Here is a 12567-nt window from a genome sequence, read left to right as displayed (position 1 = left end):
TAGCGCCCATACCATACTTTAAAGGGCTAATAGGTCTTTTGTATAAAAAAAGGATGTGAAAATTCACATCCTTTTTTTAAATTTCATATTCATCAATTATACTTGCCCTTTTTCTATTGTACTCTTCTTCCGTTATTGCATTATTTAACCTATAAGTTTTTAGTTTTTCTAGTTTCACTTTTAATTTATCATCCTTATGATCATTAATAAATGTTCCATAATCATTATTATCTTTAAATAAAAATTTAATGAGAATTGTACATAACAAGATAGTTACTAGTATTATAGATCCTATGATTATTATAAAAGTTTCTTTATCTACATTACTAAGGTCCTGTTCCCTAGCCATGAAAACTAATTTAAATCCTGATTTTAACGTTCTATAAACAACTATTTTATTTTCGTCATTAAATACATAGGATACTACTGCTGCATCAGAATCCATTACTTCATGAGCAAATTCTTCTTTTAAAATATCTCTTCCTATAACTTCTTTGTTTGGATGAATTAATATTTTCCCATTTCCATCTACTAAGAACATATATGAGGTTTCACCATTTTGAATATGCCTTAATATATCTTCCATATTATTTAATTTTATATCCATACCTATAATATTAGTACCCTTGGTCTTCATTGGTATACTTATGGTATGGATTATATTTGATCCTATAATATCTATATAAGTATCCTCATAGAAAGTATCTCTCTCTACCAAGGCTCCCTTGTACCAAACTCTACCAGTAGGATCATAACCTTCTGGTAACGGATCTCCTGAAGATAGATACATGTCTTTATCTTCATTCCCCAAATATAATTCTTCTATTTCTTCATATATCTTTTTATAAGATCTTAGGCTATTTATTATATTATTTCTATCTTTATTTTCTATATAATAGATTAAATCCTCATTGTTACTTATACTTTCTAATAAATTTTTCTTTTCTACTATTTTATCATCTATCCTATTTGCCACTTGTTCAACTAGAGCATTTATATCATCTATTCTAGAACCATACACCCTTTCTTCCATTACTTTATAAGATATAGTTCCTATTAATAAGTTTGATGTAAAAATTATAATAATTAAAGTTAAACACAGGACTAATTTTCTTCCTCTCACTTTATTATCCCCCCTTATTTCATGCACCTTTTATAGTTCTTTAAATTTCTACATATTCCTTTATTTTTTGTATGTATATCCTAATTAAATCCAGGTCATATCCAAATATTGTTAATAAATTATAATTGTGTTATAATTTAGTAAATTCTAAAAATTTTATTTTTCCGAGTCAAAAATTCTAAGGTACAGACTAAGAATTTTTGACCTATAGGTACAAAGAGAAATCCTTGTGCCTCCCATGGTTGGAAAGGAAATTAACTCTATAATGTTTAATTAAGCATTCCTTTTCTAATTTTGGAATGTTTTTTTATTGGCCCAATCCTTTTAAAGGATTTGGCATTATTATTTTTTTAAGTTACTAATTTACGAGGGGGATAATCATGAACGTAAAAAAAATCTTATCTTTAACACTATGTATTTTTTTAATCTTTACAATGTTAACAGGCTGTGGAAAAAAGGAGGAACCTGCTTCCCAAGAAACTAGCGCACCAGCTCCTGTAGAAGAAAAAGCTTCCATAATATTGGCAACTACTACTAGTACAGAAAATAGTGGACTACTTGATAACATACTTCCAGATTTTACAGAAAAAGCTGGAATAGATGTGAAAGTAGTAGCTGTAGGTACAGGAAAAGCACTTCAAATGGGTAGAGATGGAGAAGCTGATGTGCTTTTAGTTCATGCTAAAAGTTCTGAAGAAAAATTTGTTAGTGAAGGTCATGGAGTAAATAGAAGTGATGTTATGTACAACGATTTTATCATAATTGGGCCTAAAGACGATCCTGCAAAGTTAAAGGAAAAATGTCCTAATGATGTTATAGGTGCTCTAAAAAATATTATGGATTCTGAATCTAAATTCGTATCTAGGGGAGATGACTCTGGTACTCATAAAAAAGAAAAAAAATTCTGGACTGAAGCTAGTGTGGAACCGAGTGGTGATTGGTATGTATCTGCTGGTAAGGGTATGGGAGATGTAATCCAAATGACAAACGAACTTCAAGGATACACTATGAGTGACAGGGCTACATATCTATCTATGAAGGACAAATTAGATTTAGAGATATTAGTAGAAGGTGATTCTAAGTTATTTAATCAATATGGTGTAATTCCAGTAAATCCAGATAAAAATGAGAAAATAAATAAGGCTGGTGCTGATGAATTCGTTAAATGGATTTTAAGTGAAGAAACTCAAAAATTAATCGGAGAATTTGGTAAAGAAAAGTTTGGACAACCACTATTTATTCCAAATGCTAAATAATTAATTAAACTATAGGACGATTATTTAATAATCGTCCTATTACCACCTATAAAAGGAGGAACCTATGTCATACATATTAGATGGATTTAAAGAAGCTATAAATCTTCTTTTATCCTTAAACACAGAAATATATTCAATAATTTTATTGTCCATATATGTATCTATCTCATCCACAATAATATCAGCTTTAATTGGTATTCCTGCTGGTTTTTATATGGGTCTTAAAAATTTCAGATTTAAAAAAACAATCACAAGAATCATATATACGTGTATGTCCCTACCTCCCGTTGTAGTAGGTCTTTTAGTTGCCATATTAATTTCAAGGAGAGGTCCTTTAGGTGAATATGAACTTCTTTTTACATCCACTGCTATGATTAGTGCTCAAACTTTATTAGTCACTCCTATTATTATAGGTATAGTATTTAATAGTACTAAAGAAAGGGGTCCTGCAATACTAGAAGTATGCAAAACCCTAGGTGGTACTCCCCTAGACACATTGATTCTTCTTTTTAGAGAAATGAAAAAGACCATACTTGTGAGTATAGTAACAGGTTTTGGAAGGGCCATATCGGAAGTTGGGGCAGTAATGATAGTAGGAGGAAATATAAAAAATCATACTAGGGTTATGACTAGTTTTATAGCTATGAATAACAGTATGGGTAATTATTCCATGTCCATAGCCATGGGACTAGTACTTCTTTCCATATCCTTTTTTACTAACTCTATTTTATACAATATGACAGGTGATAGATAATGAATATAACTATGGAAAACTTATATAAAATCTATAATAATAAAAAAGTTCTAGATATAGGTAATTTAACCTTTGAAAAAAATAAAATATACGGCATAGTAGGCCCAAATGGCGCTGGAAAGAGCACTCTATTAAAAATCATTGCTTCTTTAGAAAAACCTACTGAAGGCATAATACTTTATGAAAGTTCTCCCATCTCTTCTGAAAATCTAAAAGGTATGACTTATGTTAGTCAAAATCCTTATTTACTAGATCGAAGTTGTTTTAATAATATATCCTATCCCCTACAAATTAGGAAGATGGATAATAAAACTATTGAAGATAGAGTCTTAACTATTATGAAAGATTTTAAAATAGAGTATTTAAAGGAACAAATGGCTACCAAATTGTCTGCAGGAGAAGGACAAAAGGTAGCATTAGCCCGTGCTTTAGTATTTAAACCAGAACTTTTGTTACTAGATGAACCTACCGCAAACATGGACCCTAGTTCCATAGAGATGGTAGAACATATTTTATTAAACAAAATCAAACCTCTAGGCACTACAATCATCATAATTACCCACAACATAGGACAGGCCAAACGAATATGTGATGAAATAGTTTATATAGAGGATGGTATTATTTACGAAAAGGAGGAAAACAATAATTTTTTTAGGACTGATAATTTGAAAACTAGAAAGTTTTTATCACTAGAATATACTGATATGGGGTGGAAATATGGAAATGTTTAAAGTAACAAAGGTATGTGAAGTAAAAGAAATTATGGACCAAAACTTTTCAAGTTACGATCTTCCTTCAGAAACTATAGATATATTAAATGCTCAAGGAAGAATACTTAGCAAGGATATTTACGCGCTCGAAAATGTACCTCATTTCAGGAGATCCACAGTGGACGGTTATGCAGTAGTATCTGCTGATACCTTTGGAGCAAGTGAAACTTTACCTGCTTTTATAAACCTGATAGGTGATGCTCATATGGGAGAACATAACCAATCCCACCTATGCTCAGACAAGTGTATGTATGTGCCTACAGGTGGTATGTTGCCTGAAGGTGCTGATGCTGTTGTAATGATAGAATACGTAGAAAAATTTCAAGATGAAATAGCCATACATAAATCTGTAGCTCCTAAAGAAAATGTTATGGATATTGGGGATGATATAAAACAAGATCAATTACTCTTTACGAGAGGAACTAAAATAAAAGCCCATCATTTAGGTGTATTAGCATCCGTAGGTATAACTGACGTGGATGTTTTTGTTAAACCTAAAATATGTATATTATCAACAGGAGACGAGCTCATAGATCCAAAGGAAGACCTTAAGCCTGGTGTTATTAGAGATATAAATACCTATACCCTATCAGGCCTATGTACAGAACTCGGATGTGACGTCATAGAAAAAAAAGTAGTAAAAGATGATTTTAATAACTTAAAGGATACATTAAAGTCTTTTATAGATAAAAGTGATTTAGTACTTCTCTCTGGTGGAAGTTCTGTAGGAACTAAAGATATGACTCCAGATGTGATAAATGCTCTAGGCTCTCCAGGAGTTTTAATCCATGGAATTGCCATGAAACCAGGTAAACCAACTATCATAGCAAAGATAAATAATAAGGCCGTATTAGGTCTTCCAGGCCAGCCCGCTTCTTGTATTATGGCCTTTAGAGTACTTGGAGAGTACCTCATTAAAAACCTGTTACACCTAAATACTCATGAGGAATTATTTCTAGAAGGTGTATGTTCTACTAATATTCACGCATCACCTGGAAGGGAGACCTATCAAATGGTCACCATAGAAGAAAGCTCTGATGGATATATTATAAATCCCGTTCATGGAAAATCTGGAATGATTACTTTAATCTCTAGAGCACAGGGGTATATTAAAATTCCAATGAATAAGGAAGGTATCAGTGTTGGTGAGAAAGTTAAAGTTTATTTATTTTAAGGAGGCTAACTATGAAAAAATTTGATAGAAATATATATTTATCTAATATGGAGCTTCATGAAGCTAAAAAGTTATTCTTTGATGAAATAGATAAAATAAACAAATATGTTAGTACAGAAACAATACCCACAATAGATAGTATGGGACGTATAACTACAAGGGCTGTTTTTGCTAATAGTTCTAGCCCCCATTATAATGCTTCTGCCATGGATGGTATTTGTGTAAAGGCTAGTTCCACTTATGGTGCAGATGAAAGAAATCCTGTTAAACTTTTATTAAATGAGGATTTTATATATGTGGATACGGGTGATCCTATTATGCCTCCTTATGATGCTGTAATAATGATAGAAGATGTTATGGAAATAGATAATAATAATGTAAAAATAATGAAACCTGCTTATCCTTGGCAACATATTAGACCTGTAGGTGAGGATATGGTGGCAGGTGAAATGATAATTCCATCCTTTAAAAGAATACACCCAGTGGACATTGGTGCCATGCTCTGTGGTCAAGTCCTAGAGGTGGAAGTGTCTAAAAGGCCAATGGTAGGATTAATTCCTACTGGTACAGAAATAGTAGAGCCCCATGATGAATTGTCTCCAGGTAAAATAATTGAATCTAATTCTAGGGTATTTGAAAACTTAGTTAAAGAATACGGTGGTATTTCAAATAGATATCCACCTGTTATAGATAATATGAATTTAATTGAGAAGGCCATACTAAGAGCCTGTGATGAAAATGATATAGTAATAATAAATGCCGGTTCTTCTGCTGGAACAGAGGACTATACCTCTACTATTATTAAAAACATAGGTAAGCTTCTAGTCCACGGTATAGCAATAAAACCTGGAAAGCCTACCATATTGGGTATAGTAAATGATACTCCTGTAATAGGAATTCCCGGTTATCCTGTATCAGCATTTTTATCCTTCGAAGAGTTCGTAAAACCCTTAGTACATAAATTTTTATCTCTTAAGGACAAGAAAAAAAAACTATTAAAAGCTACTTTATCTAAGAAAATAGTTTCATCCCTTAAACACAAGGAATTTGTTCGTATGAAAATAGGTAAAGTGGAAGATAAATTTATTGCCACTCCCCTAAATCGTGGTGCAGGAGTTACCATGTCCTTAGTTAGGGCCGACGGCATATTGAAAATTCCTCAAGAACTAGAAGGAATCCAAGGTGGAAAAACTGTAGAAGTTGAACTTTTAAAGGATAAAAATGAAATAGAAAACACTATCGTATCTATTGGTAGCCATGATTTAATACTAGATATACTATCTAATATAATTAGTAAAACTCATAATAATATTTTCCTATCATCTGCCCATGTGGGAAGTTTAGGTGGTATCATGTCCATGAAACGTGGAGAAGCCCATATGGCTCCTATCCATTTATTAGATGAACTTACAGGAACCTATAACGAGTCCTATATAAAAAAATACTTGAAAAATAAAGATATGGTTTTAATAAAGGGGATAAAACGACAACAGGGCTTTATCCTTCAAAAGAACAACCCTAAGAATATTAAAGTATTTGAAGATTTATTAAATAAGGATTTAGTATTTGTAAATAGACAAAAGGGCTCTGGTACAAGGGTCCTCCTTGACTATAATTTAAAGAAATTAGGTTTAGATTCATCACTAATAAGGGGTTATGAAAGGGAAATGACTACCCATATGAATGTAGCCTCTTGTGTTCTATCAGGTAGTGCCCATGTGGGTGTGGGAGTAAAATCTGTGGCCAATACTATGAATCTAGACTTCATTCCTATTGGTTTAGAAGATTATGACTTTTTAGTTCCAAAGAAGTTTATTGACACTCATATGATAAATAATTTCATTAGTATACTAAAAAGTCAAGAGTTTAAAGATGAACTTGAGAATTTAGGTGGATATGAAATGGAAGATATACAGATTGTAGAAGTTTAAATGTAAGATTATTAAAAAGGATATCTAATTTTTAGATATCCTTTTTAATAATTTGCTAATTACCAATTTTCATAATGTACATTATTTTCATCATATCTATCTACAACAGTTCTTTCTTCTCCTGGATAGCCTAAAGATACTATAGAAAAAGGAATCACATTTTCTGGAGCTTTTATGAGTTTTCTCACACCATCTACCCTATCCATTTCCGGGTACAATCCAAGCCATACGGATCCAATTCCCAATCCATGAGCTCCTAAAAGCATATTCTCAGTGGCAGCTGAACAATCCTGAATCCATAAATCCTTGAACTTTTCCTTTTCTAGATTTCCACATACAATGATAGCGCAATCTGCTTCTTTTAATGGATGGGAATAAGGATGAATTTTAGTTATTTCATTTAATAACTCCTTATCCCTAACTACTACAAACTCCCAAGGTTGAGCATTACCACCTGATGGAGCGTACATGCCCGCCTTTAATATTTCCTTAATTTTTTCATCAGATATTTTTTCATCTGTATATTTTCTAATACTTCTTCTTTCAATTATTCCTTTTATAATGTCCATATTTAATCTCCTCCTTTTAATATGCTCCTGAAGAATAAGTTAACTCATAACTATGGCTATATACTTCAAATATATTTCCAAAGGGATCTTCCACATAGCACATTCTATAGGGTTTATCCCCTGGATAATATTCTCTAATAGGCATTCTTTGCTTTCCACCATACTTAACTATTTTTTCTACTAACCCCTCTATATCTGGGTCTTGGATGCAAAAGTGGAACAATCCTGTTTTCCAATACTCGAAATTATTTTTAGGATTTTCATTTTGTGAGAATTCAAATAATTCTACTCCTATCTTATCTCCAGTGGATAAATGGGCTATTCTAAATGATCCCCAATCCTCACCAAATACGTCATTACACATAACACCAATAGCACTATCATCTTTCTTTACTTCACTAGGTTCCATCAATACATACCACCCAAATACTTCTTTGTAAAATTCTACTGCTTTATCTAAGTCCGGTACTGATATACCTATATGTGAAAAAGTTCTTGGATATACATTACTCATAGTTAACTCTCCTTTTTTCATTTTAATCTTATACTTCACTTGTATATATTATTCTATACTCATATAATATAATAAAAAAGTATGCACTTTTTAGGTATATACTACCCAAAAGGGTAGTTAGGAGGTAAGTATGAGTAAATCTAAAATACAAGTAGATGAAAATGGAAAATTAAAATGCTGTTTAGAAAATACCCTATCTATAATAGGTGGTAAGTGGAAACTTGTTATCCTTTGGCATCTTGGTGTAGAGGGTATCCATAGATATAATGAGTTAAGACGTCTTATGCCTGGTATAACTCATAAAATGTTAAGCCAAAAACTAAAGGAGTTAGAAAGTAATGGTCTAGTCCATAGGGAACAATATAATGAAGTCCCTCCTAGGGTTGAATATTCTTTGACAGAAAAGGGCTATTCTGTTATGCCCATATTAGAAGCTATGCATAAATGGGGAAATGATAATTGGTAAGTATAAATTAATCATAATAGTAAGAATGTTAAACTTAAAGTAATTAGGTTTAGATTTGTATATGATACATGACTATGAAGTGAAAATTATGGAAGTTTAATTTAAGAAAGAGGATATGCAATTATGCATATCCTCTTTCTTATTTGAAAAGCATTGCAAAAATTGATAAAATATAGTAACAAATCCATATTTTTGTAAATATTTGAAAATATTTGTAACTATGCGAAGTGATATGAAAATATGGTTATAAGAAAATAAAGAGAAAAAATTAATTTTTACAAAATTTTAAGAGGAGGTATTAAGTTGTTAAAAGATTATATCATAGCTAAATCTACAGAAGATGTGATTAAGAGCTTGGCTCTATCTCCTGGCAATGCTAGAGTAATTGCTGGGGGTACTGATTTAATCTTAGATTTAAAATCTGAGAAAATAGAATGCAGCCATCTTATCGACATTAATAAAATTGAATCCTTAAAAAAAATCCAACTAAAGGATGGAGAAATTATCATAGGAGCTGGAGTTACCCATAATCAAGTGAATAAATCTGAGTTGATAAATGCTAAAGGATCTTTATTATCTAAGGCTTGTGGAACTGTTGGATCTCTTCAAATTAGAAATACAGCTACTCTTGTGGGAAATGTTGTAAAAGCTCAGCCAGCAGCTGATGGAGCTGTTGCCTTAGTAGCTTTAGGAGCCATAGCACAAGTTAAAGATAGTAATGAAGTAAAATATATCCCTGTAGAGGACATGTATAGGGGACTTGGTAAATCAGTTGTTGATTCAACAAAAGAATTAGTTACACATGTGAAATTTAAAGCCCTTAGAAAAAATCAAGGAAGTTCTTTTATTCGATTAAGCCAGCGTAATGCATTGGCTCTACCAATGCTAAATGTAGCTGTTGTAGTATCCTTAAATGAAGATTCTTCTGTTGATTGGACTAGAATTGTTATGTCTCCAGTTGGCCCTAAACCCATGAGAGCTACAAAGGCTGAAGAGCTTTTAAAGGGGTCCACAATTAGTGATAATTTGATTATTGAAGTTTCAAAAGTAGCGGCACAATATGCTCATCCAAGAAGTAGTGCTTTAAGAGGTTCAGCCGAATATAGAAAAGAAGTATTAGAAGTTCTAATACAAAAGGCCTTAAAAGAAGCTCTATTAAAAGCTACAGTATAAAATACATATAAAACTCAGGAGGTTAGCGAAGTGGAAAAGAAATTATTGAAGTTTACATTAAATGGAGAAATGGTAGAAGTATATGTATCTCCAGATGAAACTTTATTAGATATAATAAGAGATAAATTTCAATTAACAGGTACAAAAAAAGGTTGTGGCCAAGGAGAATGTGGTGCTTGCACTGTAATTATGAATGGTAATGCAGTAAATTCATGTGTGGTTTTAGCTATGCACGCTATGGATTCTGTTGTGGAGACTATTGAAGGTATCGGTACTAGTAATAATCTACATGAATTACAAGAGTCATTTATTAAGCATGGTGCAATACAATGTGGTTTTTGTACTCCAGGTATGATAATGTCATCTAAAGCTCTTTTAGATAAAAATCCATCTCCATGTAAGTCACATGTGAAAGAAGCTATTTCTGGTAATATTTGTAGGTGTACAGGTTACGTGAAGATTGAAGAAGCAGTTTTATCAGTATGTGAAAAAAGTAGATCTGAAAAACTTGTTGTGGAGGGAGAATAGTGAAAAGAGAATATTCTACTATAGGTAAAAATGTAAAAAAATTAGATGGAATTGAAAAAGCCATGGGAAAAGCCATGTTCACAACGGACATGAAACTTCCTAAAATGCTTTATGGTAAAACCTTAAGAAGTCCCCATTCCCATGCACGAATACTTAAAATAGATACTACAAAGGCAGAGGCCCTACCTGGAGTTAAGGCAGTTGCCACATATAAAAATACGTCTAGGGCAAAATTTAATACATCAGTGGCAGCACTAACTACTATCCCACCTTTAAAACCTGTGGAAGATCAATACTTATTCGATTCAGTAGTTCGTTATGTGGGAGACGAGGTTGCTGCCGTAGCTGCCGTATCTGAGAAAATAGCAAAGGAAGCATTAAAATTAATTGAAGTTGAATATGAAATTCTACCTGCCGTGTATGACCCCTTTGAGGCTATGAAAGAAGATGCATTTCAAATCCATCCTACAGAAGAAGGAAATAATATTCTAGGGGAAAAGGTTCACATAGAAAAAGGAAACATAGATGAAGGTTTTCAATCTGCAGATCACATATTTGAACATACCTTTAAATTGCCAGTTCAAAAACAAGCTCAGTTAGAAACTCAGGCTGCCGTGGCTGAGGTAAGTGTAGGAGGTAAAGTTACAGTTTGGTCTACCACTCAAACACCCCATCCTACTAGAAGAATTCTAGCTAGTATATTTAATTTACCGTATAGCAAAATAAGAGTATTAAATCCCCCTTATATTGGTGGAGGATTTGGTGTTCGTATTGGATTGTCTGCAAAAGCAGAACCTATTGCTGTTGCCTTATCCATCCTTTCAGGACAACCTGTTAAAGTTGTATATGACCGCGAAGAGGATTTTATTGCATCAGATACTCGTCATAGTGGCTATGTAACTTTGAAAACTGGTGTTAAAAATGATGGTACCTTTACTGCTAGAAAGATGTCATCTGTTTTAAATGGAGGAGCATATTGTAGCTTTAGTGCGGAAGTACCTGGAGTTTTAGGTGCCATGGGTCTTTCCATATATTATTGTGAAAATCAAATGTATGATGGTCACGGTGTATATACAAATACTACACCGGCTGGGGCCATGAGAGGTTTTGGTAATCCACAGGCCATGTTCGCAATAGAGTCTCAAGTAGATATTATTGCCCATACCTTAGGTGTAGATCCTTTGGAAATTAGACGTAAAAACATGATGACACCAGGTAAGTCCTGGATATTGCCTTACGAATGTTTAAGTTCTGGTTTAGAAGAATGTATGGACAAAGGTGCAAGTGCAATCGGATGGGAACGTAGAGGTGAGCTTAATAGAAAGGATACAAGAATACGCAGAGGTATAGGTATGGGTATTGGTACCCACGTATCTAATGCATGGCCATTTTGTGTAGATTATTCAAATGCTTATGTAACTATCCAACAGGATGGTTCTGTTCATGTTGCCAGCGGAGTACCAGATATGGGTACAGGAACCATAACTACATTGAGTCAAATGGCAGCAGAAGTTTTAGAAGTTCCCTTTGAGAAAGTATCAATAACCTTTGCTGATACAGAATCTACTCCATATGAAATTGGAAGTCATGCTAGTAGAACTTGTTATGCTTCTGGATCAGCTGTAGTAGCCGCATCTAATGATGCAAAAGAACAAATATTAGAATATGCGTCAACTAAGATGGGAACAAAGGATCTAACTATGGAAAATGGTTTCATCTTCTGTACAAATAACCCACAAAACAAAATGAGTCTAAGCAAAATTGCCCTTGATGCCCATGTGGAAGGGAAGCAATTTGTTGGTGTAGGTAAGATTGTACCTAAGAATGCACCTCCTTATTTTGCTCAATTTGCTGAGGTAGAAGTGGATATGGACACAGGGAAGGTTAATGTTATAAAGGTAGTATGTGCTAACGACGTTGGTAAAGCCATCCATCCTCAGATTGTAGAAGGACAATTAGAAGGAGGAGTGGTTATGGGTATGGGTTATGCCTTAGGAGAAGAAATTAAGTATGACCCTAATGGAAAACAATTAAATTATTCCTTTGAGAAATATAACCTTCCTACAGCAATGGATATTCCAGAGATTGATACAATCATTGTAGAATCTCATGACCCTACAGGACCCTTCGGAGTTAAGGGAGTAGGAGAAACAAGTTCAGTAGCCACAGCTCCTGCCATATCAAATGCAGTGTATGATGCCATAGGTATCCGTTTTCATGAACTTCCCTTAACTGAAGAACGTGTCTATAAAGGAATTAAAAATAACAAGTAGTTTCACTTGTAAGTTAATAAATAAAGAGGATATCTA

The 12567-nt window shown here is 33.1% G+C and carries 12 protein-coding genes and 1 riboswitch; of the genes, 9 read left to right on the top strand and 3 right to left on the bottom strand.

Going from position 1 to position 12567, the window contains the following annotated elements; genetic code table 11:
• Window positions 1-76: 76 nt before the first annotated feature.
• A complete protein-coding gene (locus tag CCE28_RS07960; protein ID WP_095132734.1) occupies window positions 77-1123 on the bottom strand; it encodes a cache domain-containing protein in 1047 nt (348 codons plus the stop codon).
• A gap of 150 nt (window positions 1124-1273) precedes the next feature.
• Window positions 1274-1392, top strand: a riboswitch (molybdenum cofactor riboswitch).
• A 111-nt stretch (window positions 1393-1503) separates the two neighbouring features.
• Here CCE28_RS07960 and CCE28_RS07955 point away from each other — a divergent pair.
• From CCE28_RS07955 to CCE28_RS07935, 5 genes are all read left to right on the top strand, one after another.
• Complete coding sequence (locus tag CCE28_RS07955) at window positions 1504-2379, top strand: substrate-binding domain-containing protein (protein ID WP_207652871.1); 876 nt, start codon at window positions 1504-1506, stop codon at window positions 2377-2379.
• A 64-nt stretch (window positions 2380-2443) separates the two neighbouring features.
• Window positions 2444-3133, top strand: a complete 690-nt coding sequence (locus CCE28_RS07950; RefSeq protein ID WP_095132732.1) for an ABC transporter permease — start codon at window positions 2444-2446, stop codon at window positions 3131-3133.
• A complete protein-coding gene (locus CCE28_RS07945) occupies window positions 3133-3864 on the top strand; it encodes an ABC transporter ATP-binding protein (protein WP_095132730.1) in 732 nt (243 codons plus the stop codon). The genes CCE28_RS07950 and CCE28_RS07945 overlap by 1 nt, the downstream gene beginning before the upstream one ends.
• The gene (locus tag CCE28_RS07940) at window positions 3851-5077 is read left to right on the top strand and encodes a molybdopterin molybdotransferase MoeA (RefSeq protein ID WP_095132729.1); all 1227 of its coding nucleotides are present in this window, start codon (window positions 3851-3853) and stop codon (window positions 5075-5077) included. Before CCE28_RS07945 ends, CCE28_RS07940 begins: the two co-directional genes overlap by 14 nt.
• An 11-nt stretch (window positions 5078-5088) precedes the next feature.
• Window positions 5089-7008 carry a molybdopterin biosynthesis protein gene (locus CCE28_RS07935; RefSeq protein WP_095132728.1) on the top strand — a complete coding sequence of 640 codons (1920 nt, stop codon included), beginning with the start codon at window positions 5089-5091 and terminating at the stop codon, window positions 7006-7008.
• 59 nt (window positions 7009-7067) lie between these two features.
• Here the strand turns inward: CCE28_RS07935 and CCE28_RS07930 are convergent, their stop codons facing one another.
• Window positions 7068-7577, bottom strand: coding sequence for a nitroreductase family protein (locus CCE28_RS07930; protein ID WP_330396831.1), 510 nt, complete (start codon window positions 7575-7577; stop codon window positions 7068-7070).
• Between the two features lie 16 nt (window positions 7578-7593).
• On the bottom strand, window positions 7594-8091 hold the full coding sequence (locus tag CCE28_RS07925) for a lactoylglutathione lyase family protein (protein WP_095132726.1): 498 nt from the start codon (window positions 8089-8091) through the stop codon (window positions 7594-7596).
• 130 nt (window positions 8092-8221) lie between these two features.
• Between CCE28_RS07925 and CCE28_RS07920 the strand changes: the two genes are divergently transcribed.
• The 4 genes from CCE28_RS07920 to CCE28_RS07905 all read left to right on the top strand — a co-directional run bounded on the left by CCE28_RS07920 (window position 8222) and on the right by CCE28_RS07905 (window position 12531).
• Window positions 8222-8557 carry a winged helix-turn-helix transcriptional regulator gene (locus CCE28_RS07920; RefSeq protein WP_095132724.1) on the top strand — a complete coding sequence of 112 codons (336 nt, stop codon included), beginning with the start codon at window positions 8222-8224 and terminating at the stop codon, window positions 8555-8557.
• Between the two features lie 303 nt (window positions 8558-8860).
• Window positions 8861-9730, top strand: coding sequence for an FAD binding domain-containing protein (locus CCE28_RS07915; protein ID WP_095132722.1), 870 nt, complete (start codon window positions 8861-8863; stop codon window positions 9728-9730).
• Window positions 9731-9760: 30 nt separating this feature from the next.
• Window positions 9761-10258 carry a (2Fe-2S)-binding protein gene (locus tag CCE28_RS07910; RefSeq protein WP_095132720.1) on the top strand — a complete coding sequence of 166 codons (498 nt, stop codon included), beginning with the start codon at window positions 9761-9763 and terminating at the stop codon, window positions 10256-10258.
• Window positions 10258-12531 carry a xanthine dehydrogenase family protein molybdopterin-binding subunit gene (locus tag CCE28_RS07905; protein WP_095132718.1) on the top strand — a complete coding sequence of 758 codons (2274 nt, stop codon included), beginning with the start codon at window positions 10258-10260 and terminating at the stop codon, window positions 12529-12531. The genes CCE28_RS07910 and CCE28_RS07905 overlap by 1 nt, the downstream gene beginning before the upstream one ends.
• Window positions 12532-12567: the final 36 nt, after the last annotated feature.

The sequence above is a fragment of the Anaeromicrobium sediminis genome (assembly GCF_002270055.1).
Lineage (GTDB): Bacteria > Bacillota > Clostridia > Peptostreptococcales > Thermotaleaceae > Anaeromicrobium > Anaeromicrobium sediminis.
This window is presented reverse-complemented; position numbering and strand designations above follow the sequence as displayed.